The sequence below is a fragment of the Peribacillus sp. FSL M8-0224 genome (assembly GCF_038003055.1).
In the GTDB taxonomy this organism is placed as follows: Bacteria; Bacillota; Bacilli; order Bacillales; family DSM-1321; genus Peribacillus; species Peribacillus frigoritolerans.
Map to the genome: position 1 here is coordinate 4,466,635 of NZ_JBBOOJ010000001.1, position 17,266 is coordinate 4,483,900.

The 17,266-nt window shown below is 36.6% G+C and carries 14 protein-coding genes and 3 pseudogenes; 3 read left to right on the top strand and 14 right to left on the bottom strand.

Going from position 1 to position 17,266, the window contains the following annotated elements; translation table 11 throughout:
* Positions 1-4: 4 nt before the first annotated feature.
* From MKX49_RS21650 to MKX49_RS21700, 12 genes and pseudogenes are all read right to left on the bottom strand, one after another.
* On the bottom strand, positions 5-649 hold the full coding sequence (locus MKX49_RS21650) for a YczE/YyaS/YitT family protein (RefSeq protein WP_048687904.1): 645 nt from the start codon (positions 647-649) through the stop codon (positions 5-7).
* A gap of 565 nt (positions 650-1,214) precedes the next feature.
* Positions 1,215-2,180: a carbohydrate kinase family protein gene (locus MKX49_RS21655; RefSeq protein WP_340877736.1), complete on the bottom strand. Its 966-nt coding sequence runs from the start codon at positions 2,178-2,180 to the stop codon at positions 1,215-1,217.
* Positions 2,181-2,297: 117 nt separating this feature from the next.
* On the bottom strand, positions 2,298-4,232 hold the full coding sequence (locus tag MKX49_RS28475; RefSeq protein WP_445670172.1) for a glycoside hydrolase family 32 protein: 1,935 nt from the start codon (positions 4,230-4,232) through the stop codon (positions 2,298-2,300).
* A gap of 78 nt (positions 4,233-4,310) precedes the next feature.
* A pseudogene (locus MKX49_RS28480) lies at positions 4,311-5,345 on the bottom strand (glycoside hydrolase family 32 protein); the annotation flags it as partial.
* A gap of 55 nt (positions 5,346-5,400) precedes the next feature.
* Positions 5,401-6,303 (bottom strand): ABC transporter permease, encoded by a 903-nt coding sequence (locus MKX49_RS21665; RefSeq protein ID WP_225988884.1) that lies wholly within the window; start codon positions 6,301-6,303, stop codon positions 5,401-5,403.
* An 80-nt stretch (positions 6,304-6,383) separates the two neighbouring features.
* A complete protein-coding gene (locus tag MKX49_RS21670; RefSeq protein WP_340877738.1) occupies positions 6,384-7,949 on the bottom strand; it encodes a sugar ABC transporter ATP-binding protein in 1,566 nt (521 codons plus the stop codon).
* Positions 7,950-8,024: 75 nt separating this feature from the next.
* The gene (locus MKX49_RS21675; protein WP_340877740.1) at positions 8,025-9,005 is read right to left on the bottom strand and encodes a substrate-binding domain-containing protein; all 981 of its coding nucleotides are present in this window, start codon (positions 9,003-9,005) and stop codon (positions 8,025-8,027) included.
* 549 nt (positions 9,006-9,554) lie between these two features.
* Positions 9,555-10,307, bottom strand: a complete 753-nt coding sequence (locus tag MKX49_RS21680) for a DeoR/GlpR family DNA-binding transcription regulator (protein WP_340877742.1) — start codon at positions 10,305-10,307, stop codon at positions 9,555-9,557.
* A gap of 607 nt (positions 10,308-10,914) precedes the next feature.
* Entirely contained in the window at positions 10,915-11,271 is a 357-nt protein-coding gene (locus MKX49_RS21685; RefSeq protein WP_289351080.1) for an MmcQ/YjbR family DNA-binding protein, read from the bottom strand.
* A gap of 308 nt (positions 11,272-11,579) precedes the next feature.
* Positions 11,580-12,074 (bottom strand): hypothetical protein, encoded by a 495-nt coding sequence (locus MKX49_RS21690; RefSeq protein ID WP_340877743.1) that lies wholly within the window; start codon positions 12,072-12,074, stop codon positions 11,580-11,582.
* Positions 12,071-12,256 carry a hypothetical protein gene (locus MKX49_RS21695; RefSeq protein WP_034306238.1) on the bottom strand — a complete coding sequence of 62 codons (186 nt, stop codon included), beginning with the start codon at positions 12,254-12,256 and terminating at the stop codon, positions 12,071-12,073. Before MKX49_RS21695 ends, MKX49_RS21690 begins: the two co-directional genes overlap by 4 nt.
* Before the next feature lie 586 nt (positions 12,257-12,842).
* On the bottom strand, positions 12,843-13,754 hold the full coding sequence (locus tag MKX49_RS21700) for a DUF4240 domain-containing protein (RefSeq protein WP_340877744.1): 912 nt from the start codon (positions 13,752-13,754) through the stop codon (positions 12,843-12,845).
* Positions 13,755-14,297: 543 nt separating this feature from the next.
* On the opposite strand from MKX49_RS21700, the gene MKX49_RS21705 reads away from it, so the two are divergent.
* Positions 14,298-14,390 (top strand): sporulation protein YjcZ, encoded by a 93-nt coding sequence (locus MKX49_RS21705; protein WP_340877745.1) that lies wholly within the window; start codon positions 14,298-14,300, stop codon positions 14,388-14,390.
* Between the two features lie 68 nt (positions 14,391-14,458).
* On the opposite strand, the gene MKX49_RS21710 is transcribed toward MKX49_RS21705, so the two are convergent.
* Complete coding sequence (locus MKX49_RS21710; protein WP_340877746.1) at positions 14,459-15,388, bottom strand: hypothetical protein; 930 nt, start codon at positions 15,386-15,388, stop codon at positions 14,459-14,461.
* A gap of 904 nt (positions 15,389-16,292) precedes the next feature.
* Here MKX49_RS21710 and MKX49_RS21715 point away from each other — a divergent pair.
* Entirely contained in the window at positions 16,293-16,550 is a 258-nt protein-coding gene (locus MKX49_RS21715; protein ID WP_445670141.1) for a spore germination protein, read from the top strand.
* Here the strand turns inward: MKX49_RS21715 and MKX49_RS21720 are convergent.
* Positions 16,497-16,785 (bottom strand): annotated as a pseudogene (locus MKX49_RS21720) (spore germination protein); the annotation flags it as partial. The gene MKX49_RS21715 and the pseudogene MKX49_RS21720 overlap by 54 nt on opposite strands.
* On the opposite strand from MKX49_RS21720, the pseudogene MKX49_RS21725 reads away from it, so the two are divergent.
* Positions 16,782-17,266 (top strand): annotated as a pseudogene (locus MKX49_RS21725) (spore germination protein); the annotation flags it as partial. The pseudogenes MKX49_RS21720 and MKX49_RS21725 overlap by 4 nt on opposite strands.

Below are 17,266 nucleotides of genomic sequence, written 5' to 3' on the forward strand. Positions count from 1 at the left end.
CCCATTATAATGGAATCTCAAATTGTTCCTTTCGCTTCTTCTCCAAACTTACGATAAAGGAACGCATCAGTTTCATGGAAAACTGAAAGACCGGGCTTTGAATAAAGGTATATGCAAACGTCATAATAAACACTGGACCTCCAAGGATGAATCCGATAATCAAGATGAGGCTCTCGACAACGATTCTTGCCCAACTGACCGATAACCCGGTTTTTTCCGAAACGGAAAGCATGAAACCATCCCTGGGACCTGCCCCAATTCCCGCAGCCACATATATTCCTCCGCCAATTCCGGTTATGATGATACCCGTCAACAATATGAGTATATTCAACCACCAATGCTCCGTTTCATGAGGAAGAATGTTGAGATGCAAAAAGAAATCCATGATTGGGCCGATTGACAAGGCATTTAGAAAGGTACCAATATTAATATACTTCCTATCCACGACAAAGACGATCAACACAAGTACTAAACCACACATGACACTCCACGTCCCAATTGTGAAACCGAACCACTCGAACAGGGCGACGTTTAAAACCTCCCAAGGATGCAGCCCCAAGGATTGAACATTCACCGCAATCGCATTCCCTAATCCAAAGAAAGTTAATCCAAGAAAAAAAATAAAATACCGTAATAGCCGCAATGCCATCTCTTCACCTCTACACCTTTCATATCCATCTACTATAGATGAAGCAGGTTAAATGAACAAGATGTTCTATCCTAATCAAAAGTTGTTACCAAATGATTAACAGTGAAGTACATAAAGACGTTCCTAAGGAAGGTAGGTTATTGCAGAACTGCCGGAGAAGTTAATATAATATTCCATTCCCTGGATAGGAGGGTTACAAAAAACAATTATTAACCATGGCCCAAGTCGAAAAACGATTAAACACGAAAAAGCTGCCTTAAAGACAGCTCCGATCGCACCCGTTAGTTTAAGTACAATATTTCACAAAGTTCACATTAAGTAGGCTCATTTTTCTTAAATCACTAAATAGTGCCTTCAATCCAAATAGGCGAGGCACTAATAGTAATTACCTAATTACTGTTCTAAGTAACGATTAAGGCATGATTTTGTTATCCATCTGTTTTTTACTAGTTAATCAAAATAAAATCTAATTCACTTCAGTTCACGGTTCTTCTTATTTATATATATAATATTTATCCGCTAAGGGACGAATATAAACTAAAAATCCGAAACAATACGCTGAAGACTAAACCTTATATATATCTTCTTCGTTTGGTAGAGAAGAAATCGCTCCTACCTTCGTACACACGACGGCACCCACTTTATTTGCAAAAAGAATGATCTCTTTAAGTTTACTAAAATCACTAAGAATTGTGTCATAGGACTCAAGATTTGCAAATTGAAATAAAGCAGCACCGACAAATGCATCACCAGCACCAGTTGAGTCAATTGAGTTTACTTCGACACTGTTTATTACACTCATTCCACTTCCATTTGAAAGAAGAGTGCCTTCCCATCCAAGGGTAACAGCCACTATTTTTGCCCCTAAATGATGGAGCATTGCTATACCCTCATATTTATCCATTTTTCCCGTGATTAGTTCAAGCTCTACTTCGCTTACTTTTACAAAGTCAGCCATTGATATACCCTTTCTGGCTAAACTAATAAATTCAGCCACTCTATTTTTCCATAAATCATCTCGGAAGTTAGGGTCAAACGAAAGAAATATCCCCCTATTTTGTGCAAATTCCATTGCCTTTAAATAAGTTGTTTTAAAAGGGTTTTCCAGAAATGCAGTTGCAGATCCAAAGTGAATGATCTTTGCACCACTTAATCTATCTAGGTATAAGTTATCCTCTGTTAAATTTCGATCCGCTCCTCTATTGAATACAAAATCCCTTTCACCATTTGCTTGTAAAGAAACAAATGCTAAAGTAGTTGGTGCCAAATCATCAGTAACAATCATCGATGTATCAACCCCCACCTCTTTTATCGTTTCTATTAAAAATAATCCAAATGGGTCATTTCCTACTTTTCCAATAAGACTCGCTTCCCCACCTAGCTTTGAAATAGCAGCTGCGACATTCGCTGGTGCGCCCCCGGCTTTCTTTAGAAAATGATTACCTTCCATTAAATTAACATCAATATCTGTACAATAAAAATCGATCAAAAGCTCCCCAACGCATATGACTGCGCGGTTTGTTTTATTCATTTACATTACACTCTCCATTCTTGTGATATAGGTAAAATTAAAGGCTATCGATCATTTTCGACAGCCTTCATAAACTCTTACTATCAACCCATCTTTAATAGGATTGAAATTTAGTCTTTATCTTTTCCATATACTCTTTAAAGGGTATATTTTCAAAGACTTTAGCGTAACTTCTCCACCCTTGCTATAAATTTGTAATCCTTTACTTGATGGATCCGGGAAAATTTGATCAGAAATAACCGTTTCACCTTTGTTTCCGAACACTTCTACAGCAGATCGGTCAATGAAAATATGCATTTTCACAGTCCCATTTAATGCATGTAACGGTCCTTCATGCTTACCGACTACATTGTTCCCATAATCAAAGCTTCCTGAATTTGAACGGTCTACGAATAATTGTTTGGTGGCAACATCATAGCCAATAGTCGTATATTCAGTTGCACCTTTACGAACTTGAAAGCCGAATTCAGTTGCTTTTATATCATCTACATCAAACTCAGCTATCATTTCAAATGTATCTTCTGATAGTTTGGATAGGAGATTACTTTCACCAGATATGACTTTATTTTTATATGAAATTTTTTCACTCTTATCTCGAATGGTTTTTAAAGAAACTGGTGTTTGTTTTAAACGTAAACCTTCATCTGTCTGAGTTAGCTCCATCTTTCTTGGCAATGTCGTTGAACTTCTCCAAGTCGAAGTTGGTGTATGATTTGCATACAGCCAATTACTCATCCAGCCAATCCAATATTTTTCGCCATTCTTACCATCAATTCCGCTCCAATCTACTGCGGCATAATAATCTGCCCCGTAGTCAGTCCATAACACTTGATCGGAAGAATTTTCATTTTTAAACGTTTTCCCGTCAAAGGTACCTACAAAATATTGCATACCTGACCCGCCTGCAGGAGCGCCATCATTAATGCTTACCTGTAGTACCCATTTTGTTTTTGAAGGGTCACCATCAATTGGTAATTCGATTAGAGTAGGACATTCCCAAATCCCTCCGTTACTACCATGAGTAGAAGGTATCCACTCTCCAGAAACAGCAGACCAGTCTGTAAGGATGCCGCTTTCTTTCGAATCGCCTTTCTCAGGCTCTTTGGCAACTTGGTCTACTTCATTTGGCATGGCCCCTTCATTATAAACATTAACATCATCCATGTTTATATGACCCCAACCACCTGTAGCATGGTCTACAGCTTTAATATATAACACTTCTCCAATGTATTTAGAAGCATCCCAGACGTATTTTTGATATTTTTCTTCTTTAAATTTGGTATTGGCTTGTCGAATTAATTCTTGATCATCAGAGGCTCTCACTAACGAAACATAGCGGTTGTTGATATCATTACCACCGCCCAACAGAAAGTTGATTTCTCCAGAGCCACCTAGTTTAAAATATGAGGAGTGCAGTTCACCTGTTGCGTCATCTCCCTTTTGAAGATCAGTAAACCCCCATAGGTGGTAGTTTCCTTGGTGGCCGAAATCCCCTCCCCAGTAAGATGGTACATTTGTCACATGATCTTTTGTGAAAGCATTACCTTCGATTGTACTCCACCCAGTTAGATCACCTGTCTCAAAATCATGATTAGTAACTTCCTTCTCATTTGTCATGATGTTCTTACCAACTTGAACATCTTGGAATAACGTGGATGAATTCCAAACATTTAAGCCAAAATGTCCTGACGAAAAAGTTGAATCATTTACATCATGAATGAGATTACCATCTAAAAAAATTTTAATATTTTTTCCATGAGTGCTTGCTTTTAAATGGTACCTTTTATCTGTATCTAGATTTATTGTTTTTTCAGCTAGAATGGATATGTCTCCATTTTCAATTTTCATGATTTTTATTGTATCGTTTAAAGCATCGATATTCGCCATATAACCGTTTGTTGCATGAGGATCTGCACGAAAAACGAGCGAGCCGGCTCCATTGCCACCTTTTTCCCCAGATATCTCAATGTTTGCTTCATAAAAAAAGTTATCCCCTGTTTGACCACTCATTACAAAAGCATCCTCCGTAGAGGCTCCACTTTTTCCGTCCATCGTGTTCTCCCAGCTTCCATTTACATTTGTCCATTTTGATAAATTGGTTTCAAAGTTAGATGTATTCTTGAACTCCACATTTCGAAAGGCAGCCGTTGAATTCCACGCTGACAATCCATAGTATCCATAATCGAATTCTATATCTGTTTTTTTTATAACGGATTGATCGTTTACAGAGACTTGAATTTGATCCCCATCTGTTTCCACCTTCACATGGTAGGTAGTTGAAGTTTTGAGGGTAAAAGGTTTTCTCGCAATTTCCTCGTTTGTTCCATCTACATTCTTACTTAATGTTATGACATCGTTTTTGGCATCTAAGCTCGCAACATAGCCGTTCTTTGCACGCCTGTCTGACCGAAAAACTAAACCGCCTGCCCCTTCTCTCCCATTCTTCTCATTAAGGGTAATATCTCCCTCATAGCTAAATGATTCACCTGTCTGGGATGACATGGTATAAGAAGTTCTGTCTAGGCTATTTGCTTGTATTCCACCATCTTCGCCGAATTCACTTGCATACTCCCACTCTTTTAAATTAGGTGAGGTATAAAACATAATCTTATCCTTAGCCGCTAACGACATAACCCATTGGTTTGATTCTTCATGCCAAAATACTTTAGGATCGCGCCAATCTTGTATAGGAGGGTCTGGCATTACGGGATTCCCTTTATACTTTTCCCAAGTTCTTCCTTTATCTAGGCTATACGCTATACTTTGGACTTGCTTATCCCCTGCATGCGTAAAGATGGCAACCATTGCTTCTTTTCCAAAGCCAGCTGTATTGTTCCAATCAATAACAGCACTCCCCGAGAAAATCTGACCGTTTTCATCCGGCGATAAAGCAATCGGCAAATGCTCCCAATTAACAAGATCTTTACTGACAGCATGCCCCCAATGCATCGGTCCCCATGTCGTTCCATACGGATGATATTGATAAAACAAATGATATTCACCTTTATAAAAAACCATACCATTCGGGTCATTCATCCAGTTAGCTTCAGGAGAAAAATGAAATTGATTACGGTATGGTTCATTATAATACCCAGGGTCTTCTGCATATGCACGATTAAATGGTAAACAAGTGACAGTTGAACATATTAGTAGAATACTAATGATCCTCTTCACTTTTATTTCACATCCCTTTTTTAAAATCTAAAATGACATATGATCGTTATGCTGGACTATTTCCGCGCAATCGATCTAATAAAACGGCTGCTACAATAACTCCACCTTTTACAACTAACTGCCAATAATAGTTGACATCCATTAGAGTTAACCCATTACTGATTACCCCCATAATTAAAACCCCAATAATTGTTCCTATTATTTTCCCTTTTCCACCTGTTAAACTTGTTCCTCCTAGAATAACAGCAGCAATTGCGTCTAACTCATACATTTGACCAGCAGTTGGCTGTCCAGAAAACAACCTTCCCGCTAAAACGACTCCTCCTAAACCAGCTAGTAAACCACTAATCGAATACACATTGATTAAAGACTTTTCAACCTTAATTCCAGTTAACCGAGCTGCCTCTTCATTGCCACCAATCGCATAAATATGACGACCGAACATCGTATATTTAAGAACGAAAAACATCACAACATATACTAAAGACATGATATAAATAGGAGTGGGGATTCCGAAAATACTTCCACCACCGATGAATTTAAATGTTTCGTTTTGTAAAACAATTGGATAACCGCCACTAATGACATAAGCGAGTCCACGAACATATGTGAAGCTGCCTAGTGTAACAATAAATGCTGGTAACTTTGCTTTGGCTGTAAGAAACCCATTAATCAGTCCTACTGCATACCCTACTAGTACGCCTGATAACATCGCAATTATAGGGTTAACTCCTGCAGAAGAGACCATGACTGAGATAACGCCAGATAGAGCAACTGTTGCACCAACTGATAAATCAATACCACCAGTTAAAATAACGATTGTCATCCCAGCAGCTAAAATAGCAATAATGGAAACTTGTTTTAATACATTCAATAAATTGGCTGTATCTAAAAAATTTGGTGCTGTAAATGAAAGTACTACACACAATAATAATAAAATCATGATCATGCCAAGCCTATTCCATAAAGAATAAAGGACATTTCCTATATTTAGGCGTTGTGAATGTGTAATAGTTTGCGTATTCCCTCTCATTTCTCTCTCCCCCCTATGGTAGCTAAACGCATAATAGTTTCCTGTGTAGCTTCTTCCTTCGAAAGCTCGCCTGTTAACCTTCCTTCACTCATGACAAGTATTCGATCACTTACCCCCAATACTTCAGGAAGTTCAGATGATATCATTAAAACGGCCAATCCTTCATCTGCAAGCTTTGAAACAATCTTGTGGATTTCAGTCTTGGCACCTATATCAACCCCTCGTGTTGGCTCATCCAGTAGTAATACCTTTGGTGCAATTGATAGCCACCTAGCGATCACTACCTTTTGTTGATTCCCACCACTTAAGTTTGATACTTGCTGTTCTGGGGAAGCTATTTTTATATTTAAGTCTTCAATATATTGGTTAGCGCTTTCATTTGCTTGCTTCCAACTAACAATTCCTGCTTTAGCGTGTTTTTTCAATTCAGCCATTATGATGTTTTCTTTTACGGACATTGATAAAAATAACCCTTGTTCTTTCCTGCTTTCAGGTACATGTGCAATCCTATTAGCAATAGCATCTATTGAGGATTTGATTTTAACAGATTTACCATCAACCAATATTTCGCCACTTTTCAACTCGGACAAACCGAAAATGGCCCTAACCAATTCTGTTCTGCCAGCACCAACAAGCCCCGCTAAACCAACAATTTCACCTGGGTAAATTTTTAAAGATACATTCTTTACAATTGTGTTATCAGAAACATTTTTCAATTCAAGTACAGGTGAAACTTCCTTTGGATTTTTTGTGCCAAAGGCTTTTGACCGATTAAACAAGTCCTTTAAATCCCGTCCTACCATCAACTTTACGAGATGATCAGGATTTGTCTCTTCAATCGGCCCACTTGCAATCCATTCGCCGTCACGTAATACAGTGAACCTATTAGAAATTTTAAAGATTTCTTCCATTCTGTGAGAGATATATACAATGGCAACTCCCTGCTTTTTCAAATCATCAATAATTTCAAACAGCTTTTTTATTTCTTTATCTGTTAAAGAGGCGGTTGGTTCATCCATTATGAGTACCTCTGCATTAAAGGATAATGCTCGGGCGATCTCGACCATTTGTTGTTGAGCAACACTTAAGGTCGAAACCAATTGGCGTGGATTTAGATTCGACCCCATTGAATCTAACACCTCTTGGGCACGTTCATGGACCTTATCCCATTTCACCATTCCTAAACCATTTCTAGGAAAGGTGGAACCCATTAAGATATTTTCACTTATTGTTAAATTAGGAGAAAGGTTTAACTCCTGATGAATAACACTAATTCCTTTGTTCCTTGCATCAGTAGGGTCCTTCCATAAAATTGGTTGACCTTTCAAGTAGATTTTCCCACCATTGTCATCAGGTGTATGAATACCTGCGAGGATTTTCATGAAAGTTGACTTTCCAGCGCCATTCTCTCCCATTAATGCATGTACTTCACCTGGATAAAGTTCAATTCTCACATTGTTCAATACGGTTACACTCGAGAATGTCTTACCAATCCCTTCCATATTCAACACTGGCTTTTTTAGACTTTGTTGGCCTTTAAGGGACATTTCATTCACAGCCATACCTTTATCTCACCCCTTATATTGATTTGAATCGGCTGATTAAAGGAGGAATCCTTATCAGCCTATGAAAGATTCTTACCAACCTTGGTAAGAATCTAATGTATCTTGAGTTACAATCTCAACTGGAACTTTAATAAGCTCCTCAACTTTTTCATCATTTTTCACTTTCATTCCGATTTCAACAGCTTTTTTGATCATGTTACTAGGTGACTGAGCTGAAGTAGCAGCAATTGTACTTCCTTCCTTTGCCATTGCTTCTGTGGCTTCAGGAGCACCGTCCACTCCGACAATGAAAAATTCATCTTTACGATTCGCTTGCTCTTGAGCAATTTCAACACCAATTGCTTCTGGATCATTAATCGCAAATACAGCGTCAATAGAGCCTGATGAATTAGCTTGTAAAATACTTTCCATCACCGTTAATGCCTTTTCGCGATTCCCTTCTCCATTTTGCTTCGCGATTACTTTAATTTCGGAATCCTTTATTGCATCTTCAAATCCTTGAATACGATCAGATACAGCCGAAACAGGAGGTCCATCAATAATAACTATTTTTCCTTTTCCATCTAATTTTTCAATCACATATTCTCCGGCCAGTTTACCAGCTTGATAGTTGTCTGAAGTAACAGTGGCATCGACACCACCTTCAGCATTGGTATCTACAGCAACTACTGGAATATCAGCCGCTTTGGCCTGTTGAACAGCTGCCGCAATTCCTTTTGTATCAACAGCATTTAAAAGAATGATATCTACCTTTTTCGTAATAAAGTTTTCAATTTGAGCTGCTTGTTTGGCTAAATCATATTCAGCGCTTTCAACTAGAACTTCAGCACCTAATTCTTTTCCTGCTTCTTCAGCACCTTTAGCCATGGAGACGAAGAAAGGGTTTGCTAAACTACCCACCGCTACACCGATCGTTAATTGTTTGTTACCTTTTTGTCCTTCGTTACCGTCTGTTGATCCATTTGATGATTCACTAGCCCCACTACATGCCGTCATCGCGGCAATTACAAACGCCAAAACTAGCATTCCTATTACTTTTAAATATTTCACCATATTAGTCCCCCCTAGTTTTTGAAGATGAAAATAATTAGCTACTGAACGAGAAATTGTTAACGCTCTCAATCTCTTAAACAAGATCACCTCCTTAAATGAATATTTTTGGTTGAAACAATGGAAGTATGGTTGATTTTGATAGTTTTTTCACATTGACTATTTATTGATAACGCTTTCATACCTTGTAAAACAATATAATTACCCTTTACACATTAGAATTACAATTGATTGATTTTGGTTGTTTTTGATTGATTTTGATTATATTAGAGCTGTTTGTAATTGTCAACGGTTCCAATTATTTCAAAAAATATATTGATAACATAAAATATTAAACGTTTCAAATGGAATGTTTAATACATGGAGCAGATTTTCCCTGATTGTTAATTGGTCACATTACAATAAATCAAGCATTCTTTATTATATTGATAAAACAAAGGGGAAAATTTTCAATAAAATAATTTCAGAATCTTCAAAAAAAGCTGGTATTCTAAATGTCTGAATCAGACAGTTTGAATACCAGCTTTCCTTCAACGATAGCAAATTTAGTTTTTAGTCCATCACAATAATTATCTCCGTTTTCTCCTTATATTTTCCTAGCGTTATTGTACCTTCTTCATTCGTAATAACTTTCGTCTGGTTTAAATCTGCAAACTTAGAAAATGATACTTCTCCAAATTTTGTATGATCTGCTAATACAAAGGCCTCACGTGACAAAAAGATGGCTCTTTCTTTTATTTGCGCCTCTTCTGGATCTGGGGTAGTCAATCCAAAATTATAATGAATAGCGTTCGCACCCATGAAACACTTATCAAACCTGTATTTTTTTATACTTTCGTATGCATAACGTCCAACTGTTGCTTTGGTAATCTTTTTAACAAACCCACCAATAAAATATGTACATATGTCATTTTCAAGTAATGCATCTAAATGACCAATTCCGTTTGTAATGACAACGATATCTTTTTGTCTTAAATGTTTGATCATCTGATACGTTGTTGTTCCAGCATCAAGATAAACACAGTCGCCGTCCAAAATTAGTTCTGCCGCATATTTTGCTATCTTAGCTTTTTCCTCAAGGTTCTGCGTTATTTTCTCAAACACACTTGGTTCGTCTCGTTTACTATGTAAAAGTGAAGCTCCACCATGTACACGTTTTAAGTAGTTCTGCTTTTCTAATTGATCTAGATCACGACGCAAAGTAGATTCTGAAGTATTTGTTAATTCTACTAGCTCATGAATCTTAACATTCCCCTTTTCTTTTAATAGCTTTAATATTAATTGATGCCGTTCCGTAATAAGCATGATATGATCCTCCTCCCATTACACTTCTATTTAAAGGTTCTTCGTGTTTTCTAGTTTAATTAATTTTAGTATATAGAATTTTGCAGTGACATGTGAGAACTATTAGGGTTCGCCCATAAGAAAAAGGAGCTGTTGATCAGCTCCTGGTAATGAAGTAAGCACCTGTTTGTTGAATAAACAATTTAAAATCCATTACCCTGGAATATTATTCTTATTAATTCAACAGCTCATAAAGTAAACGAAACCAACAAATATACTAAGACCTAAAGCTAAATTTCTCCAAAGTCCTTTCTCTCTAAGATAAGAGAAAGATTTAATGATTCCACATATCAGCAATACACGAAAAGTTGTTACTCCAGGGTCTAACCAATATAATTAAAGCAAACGAAATAACCCACCCCTAAATATTATTAACCACCCTTCTCCTCTAATTAATCGGTATTTTTTTATTATCGGATTATCTTCCCACTTTAAAAGCATAGAAAAAGCTGCCTTAAAAACAGCTCCGATCTTCAGCTAACGCACCCGTTACTTTAAGTAGATTATTTCACAATCATAGTAAGTTCCACAGAAAAAGGCATAAATCCTTCCTGCTGAATCAATGCCTTCACTTTTTGAAATTAACTTTACTATTATTTTTTTTAGTTAACATATAGCTTTGTTTTATCATTTCGTAAATGTCTTCCTTTGGAACAGTACCGTCAAGAATTATCGAATTCCAATGGTCCTTATTAAGATGAAATGCCGGAACTACCGAATGGTAAAGCTGACGCCAATAATCTAAAAAACCAGGTTCACATTTCACATTAATCCAAATATGTCCATCTTTTTCAAATATCCACGCAAACACTTTCTTGTTATCTATATGTCGCATTAACGTCCAATTCTTATCACGAAATGGATAATCTTCATATGTATTACCCATTCCCAAACAGTAACCGATAGCTCCCTCTCTATTTTTCATTGTTAACCTCTTCTCTAACATAATAACTTGCTAGTTTTTTAATAAAGCTGCATCCTTAATTATAACCCCTGGACGCTTTATTGCACTAACCTGCCCCTTTAGTTCCATAAGAAAAGTAATTCTCATTAAAGAATCGCGCCCTTTAACTGAACAACTCTATTACCACTAAAAAATTCCCTTGATCCATTTTTAAATTTCAGATGTACTTTATCTTTTGGACATAAAAACACCCCTTTAGAGGATATTATCCAAAGGGGTAAAACGGTGCAACTTTATTATAAACATCGTGACTTTATTTCAAAGCCACATCATGTTCCCTTTAATTCAGCTAAATAGTGTCTTACGGCACTTTCAACTAGTTCATAAACCGTCCTATCATGAATGATTGCTTGTATTTTTAGTTCCTTCATAAGTTCAACATCCATATCGAATGAAGAACGTTTTCTTATAACGTTGGTTCGTTCTATGGTTGGTGCTGATTGTTCGTTCGCTTGTTTGACCTGTTCTTTACCACTTTTTATGCCAACGTTAGAACGTTGGTTGGTATCGTTAATAGGTTCTTTATTTACATTAGTTGAAACTTTTCCTGCTGTTGCAAAGTCATAAATAAGCTGCTCTTGTACCGTTTTCTCGTCACCTTCACCAACAAAATACCAGCCTTTTTTGCCTGAATTTCTATACTCATAACCAGCTTTATTCAATGCTTTTCTTAGTGATTCTTCTGAAAGATGAACATCAGCCCTTTTGGCAATATTCGCTGATGTATCAGTTTTAATTAACTCCAAGATTTTACCGATTTTCATTTAGTACGCTCACGGGAAAACCAATACTTTGTTTTGATATTTCGATAAGTCCCAATGTCTTTGATCAGCTCGGCAATAAGATCATAACCGCAATATGTGTGCCTCAGCGTGCTAAATTCATCCAATGTGACATAATCATCACTCTTTAATTCAACGTGACACTCTCCACAACAAATCCCCATATCCAACACCTCCAACAAGTATATTGATATATTCGTCGAAACTTGGTGGCCATCCTTCTTTCGTACAAAAAACAGGTCTATTGACGGTCCTTTAATGTTTGTTAGTTTTTCAAAATTATCTAGACCTAATTATAAAAACCTTAATAAATAAAGGAGAGTACATATTAGCCATGTATAATATGCACTCTCCTTTTTCTTTTAGTGAACTAACGCAGAACCAAAAATAAAAAGTAAGAACTCCTTTATCTTTTTGGATTCCATCATTAAATCTTCATCGTAAAAAAGTTGCATGTTTTCATTTAAGGAGTGGTAAAAATTGATAATATTAATGCAAGAACAGTGAAAACCCCATATATATTTAGCACTGTTCTTATAGTAATTTCTTTCGTTTGTGGATTTTTTTTCCAAACTACTAATCCTCCCATTTTTCGTAATGCTTAAATGACCATACGAATAAACGGGAATAAATTTTATTAACAACTGGAAGTTAATGAACTATCCTGCCCCGTTAGTGCCATAAGAAAAAGCTGCCTAAAAGACAGCTCTGATCCTCAGCTAACGCCCACGTTAGTTGAAGATTGCAAAGTTATTTCCAACCTACAACATTTGAGAAAGTCTCATAATCACATCCAGTGATATACTGAAACTCTTTTCCTGTAAGCCTTTCATATGCTTCAGTTGCTATGGAAAGCAATGGTTCGAATGTATTCTCCTTAGGCATAAGTACAGGGTATTCTAGAACTGCATTGAAAAAGCCTTCTCCTTTAGCAATTACTTCACATCGAAGGTATAAAAAAACATCAGGTGAGAAGTAATCATCCTTGTTTTTACTGTATGAATATTCGCCTATGTTTTTTGCGTGTTCCTTTGTGTCTAATAAATAAAGTTTGTAGGACATCGCTTCTTCAAATTGCTTAATATTCCTTACTCCCATTTTCTCAAGCTCTCTAACAGCCACTTCTATAACTTCATCCTCATCATTAACTGACTCCCAATCTAGAAGAGAAATTATGTACCAAAAGGATTCATCTGTCATCATCTTTCTTGGTTTCTGCGGTTTTTCCATTAGTTGTTCAATCTTTCGCTCTTCCTCTAGTATTTCTTTCTCAAAGTTATCTCTGTCATTGATCCAACGCCACTCATAAAGGGCTTCCATACCTGTTGTTTCATCCCAGGTGCCACCATAATTACTTTGTCTCATTTTTTTAGTCCCTTGAATGTTCCCAATGTAAATAAAAGTTCCAGGAATTTTACCATCAAACCAACAAATTGCAGGGGCGTTTTCAAAATAAAAACGGTTTTGCAGAAGAGTTTTACTTAAAACATTATTTTCAATCATTGGGATAGTCTCCCCTATATATGGGGTGGTAACAAGAAGATAAGAGTTTCGATCACAGTTAACAATTCTTAATGCTCCATATCTCCCATCAGGGAGTTTTACCGCATATACATCCCCAATTGATACTGTTTGTTTTTTTATCTTTTTTTGATTCTCCAATTGCTCTTCCTCCTGATTTACAAAAGAGTAATGAATTATATGACATTACAAATGTTTATAAGAATCTTGATATGTGTATATCCATAGGTATATATTTCACCATTTAATTGGGGAATCCTTGTTGAACTAACTGCCCCGTTAGTTAATTAAGGGTGACTTTTTCACTTTAAATTGAATGTAGATTATGTAAAAAGTCGTACATTCAAATCGTGTAGCCAATTGGCGGCCAAACCCTATAAGTTAAATAGTATGTAGATTATTTTGTGTTATCAAGAGATGTCTTCGCAGATACGATTTACGCTCCATTTCTACTCTTTTTTGATAAATAGCATACTCCCTTACTTTTTTTAAAAATTAGCATTCTTGAAAAATCCACATATCCCCTAATAGCTTGTCCTATACAAGATAATTTTACAGACATATCTTGTTAAAGAGGACAAGGGGAGTATTATGGGCATTTATTTTTTAACTATTGAGGTTAGAACCCACAAGAGTTGAACCTAACTTTTCCAGTCCTTTACAATTTTTAAAGGAGGGATAGATATGTCTGGTGGAAATGGTGGAAATGGTGGAAACAACACTGCCTTGATCCTTGTGATTTTCATCCTACTAGTTATTATCTTAGTAGGATTTTAATTAATAAGTAAACGAAGGGCAAAGAGCTGACTCTTTTTTTGGAGTCAGCTCTTTGCCCTTTTACATTGCTATTCTTTATTTTTATTCTTGCCTTCACTTTCGCCTACAGTTTTATAAAGGCTACGTACAACCGGTAAGATTTCTAATACTTTATCAATATCCAAATTATTAAGGAAGCTTAAAGGATTAGGTTGCGGGACTTGAGACATCGAATACATAGCAGGTCCCGTTTCTATACCTTTCAAAAAGCTACGTGCAACCGGTAAGATTTTATCCAAATTAATAAGGAAGCTTAAAGGATTAGGTTGTGGAACTTGAGACATCGAATACATAGCAGGTCCCGTTTCTGTACCTTTAAAAAAGCTACGTACAACCGGTAAGATTTTATCCAAATTATTAAGGAAGCTTGAAGGATTAGGTTGTGGAACTTGAGACATCGAATACATAGCAGGTCCCGTTTCTATACCTTTCAAAAAGCTAAGTGCAACCGGTAAGATTTTATCCAAATTATTAAGGAAGCTTAAAGGATTAGGTTGTGGAACTTGAGACATCGAATACATAGCAGGTCCCGTTTCTGTACCTTTAAAAAAGCTACGTACAACCGGTAAGATTTCTAATGCTTTATCAATATCCAAATTATTAAGGAAGCTTAAAGGATTAGGTTGTGGAACTTGAGACATCGGATACATAGCATGTCCCGTTCCTGTACCTTTAAAAAGGCTACTTGCGACCGGTAAGAGGTTTAACATTGTGTCAGCATCAAGATTAGCAAGTATGTTTGAAGAATTTGTAGTAGGTACATTTTGTTGCATCGAAGAAATTGCAGTCCCCATTTTTTCCAGATTACTATTTAATAGTGTTATTTCATTTAAGACTTTATTCAATGTTTCTGTTGACTCTCTCTGTAGTTCCAACATTTGAGTTTGTATTTCTTTTTTATCTCCCAAAACTTCTATCCCCTTTTGTTTTTTTTCTTTACTTCCTTTTTCTTTGTCCATTAATGTTCGTTCTCCCGTCTTTTTCAAAATTTGATACAAAAAAGTAAATACAGGTTGTCCGCAATATATTATGTTTAACAACAGTGTGAAGTATAGACGAAGGTGTAATAACGTCTCAAAAAAGACACTAGCAATAGCTGTGTCTTTTTTTTCCTTATTTTTTACTTAATCTGCTTCGTTACTTCAAAGCCGTCTGGTTCGGCAGCTTGACCTTCAATTCAAGCCTGCCCTAATAGTTAATTAAAAGTATTTGTTTGGTGCTTTTTACTTGAATCCGAATGTATGATTTGTATAAGAATCATACGTTCAAAAGGCTGCCATTTGGCGGCCTTCTTATGGCGCTAACGCACCCGATAGTTTAAGTACATTTCTTCACAAACTTATATTAGTTCGCAACTAAGATTTAAGAACATAATTGATAAATCAGCTATTGGGTTAGTAAAGAAACGTGAACTTAAAAAGTTACCACCAAATAAAGACCTTAACGGTCTCTCTTTTCCCAATAACAATTAGATTGGGATCATTTGCACTGTTTATGTAAGCTACCATTACATATTATCCCATTTAAATCCAAGTCATATTTACAACCAGTGGAGATTGTTGGATGGCATTTATTGTCTCGTGTAGCTAATACACGTATAAGATGATGGAAATAAGGCGAATTGCCTTTAACTTCCTTGCATAAGAAACGTATAAGATATTAATACTATTTGAGAAATAAAGGAATTTTGTAGAAGATTACACAGATTTTAGCTGCTGATATTAGGCAAGTATAGGGTGATGAAAATGTGGAAAACGATTGTTTCCTACCTTCCAGAATGGCAGGTTTTTATACAAGCTTTTATTGTGTTTTTTATTCCTTATTTAATCTCCAAATTGTTTAATCGGCTTCGCAACTCAAAGGATGAGTGATGAAAATGAAAGTTTATCGTTAGTACAATTCCAAGTAGGTAAGCATTCAAAAAAAGACTTAGTTGTCGCTTATATTAAAGATATTGTTGATCCCGAATTAGTTCAAGAGGTAGAAAATCGAATTAAGAAAATTGATATTGATAGTGTTCCGGAATCGGGTTATGTAGAGCAACTTATCGAGGATAATCACCTTAGTCCCGGCCTTGGTTCCTATAATGGAAATGGCCAGTTTGGTCGGAATCATCCCTGAATGAAATGAGATGAAAGCTATATACAAAGACGGTGTAAAAAGAGCCAGAATAGCTGCGAGGTAACGAATACGGATGAATGTACCAGGAATCCACCTTTCATAATAATCTTCCGGTGATTGTAACATCATGCTCAAAGCGAAGGGCTTCCCGTCTAACAAGATGGGACACTCGACCTTCCATCAAAGCAGCGATCACCCGATCAGGACGCTCTGTATTCTGTACCTGCGGAAAAGGGGGTTCCGTTTCCGGTACTTATCGAAGCATTATTCATGGAAATATCAATCGAAATTTTGAGGGAAGCAGGACTCCAATTGCCTAAGCCAATCGGTCCCGCAATGGGAATTGTCGGCGGTTTAATCATTGGGGAAGCTGCTTACAGGCAGGGATCGTTAGCCCAGTTTTGGTCATTGTAGTAGCCTTAACCGCTATTTCATCATTTTCCATTCCGCAATATATTACTGGGTTTACATTACGGATGCTTCGTTTTCCCTCCTTGCTATGTGCTGCTACATTTGGATTATTCGGGGTCATTCTCTTTTTTCTTTTAATGGCCAGCCATTTAGTTAAATTAAAAAGCTTTAGTGTGCCCTATTTGAGTCCAGCCGTTCCTTATCGCTTAAGTGAGTGGAAAGACCTGATGGTTCGCATGCCACTTATGATGATGAAACGCCGTCCAAAGATAATGCATACAAAAAATCCCATTCGCAAAGGATAA

Bases quoted from the DNA above. Each gene is read 5' to 3' on its own strand.
- MKX49_RS21680 (WP_340877742.1), bottom strand. From the start codon at position 10,307: ATGCTTATTACGGAACGGCATCAATTAATATTAAAGCTATTAAAAGAA.
- MKX49_RS21655 (WP_340877736.1), bottom strand. From the start codon at position 2,180: ATGAATAAAACAAACCGCGCAGTCATATGCGTTGGGGAGCTTTTGATC.
- MKX49_RS21665 (WP_225988884.1), bottom strand. From the start codon at position 6,303: ATGATCATGATTTTATTATTATTGTGTGTAGTACTTTCATTTACAGCA.
- MKX49_RS21650 (WP_048687904.1), bottom strand. From the start codon at position 649: ATGGCATTGCGGCTATTACGGTATTTTATTTTTTTTCTTGGATTAACT.
- MKX49_RS21690 (WP_340877743.1), bottom strand. From the start codon at position 12,074: ATGAAAATCGGTAAAATCTTGGAGTTAATTAAAACTGATACATCAGCG.
- MKX49_RS21695 (WP_034306238.1), bottom strand. From the start codon at position 12,256: ATGGGGATTTGTTGTGGAGAGTGTCACGTTGAATTAAAGAGTGATGAT.
- MKX49_RS21710 (WP_340877746.1), bottom strand. From the start codon at position 15,388: ATGGACAAAGAAAAAGGAAGTAAAGAAAAAAAACAAAAGGGGATAGAA.
- MKX49_RS21715 (WP_445670141.1), top strand. From the start codon at position 16,293: ATGAGTGATGAAAATGAAAGTTTATCGTTAGTACAATTCCAAGTAGGT.
- MKX49_RS21685 (WP_289351080.1), bottom strand. From the start codon at position 11,271: ATGAAAAATAGAGAGGGAGCTATCGGTTACTGTTTGGGAATGGGTAAT.
- MKX49_RS28475 (WP_445670172.1), bottom strand. From the start codon at position 4,232: ATGGACGGAAAAAGTGGAGCCTCTACGGAGGATGCTTTTGTAATGAGT.
- MKX49_RS21705 (WP_340877745.1), top strand. From the start codon at position 14,298: ATGTCTGGTGGAAATGGTGGAAATGGTGGAAACAACACTGCCTTGATC.
- MKX49_RS21670 (WP_340877738.1), bottom strand. From the start codon at position 7,949: ATGGCTGTGAATGAAATGTCCCTTAAAGGCCAACAAAGTCTAAAAAAG.
- MKX49_RS21675 (WP_340877740.1), bottom strand. From the start codon at position 9,005: ATGGTGAAATATTTAAAAGTAATAGGAATGCTAGTTTTGGCGTTTGTA.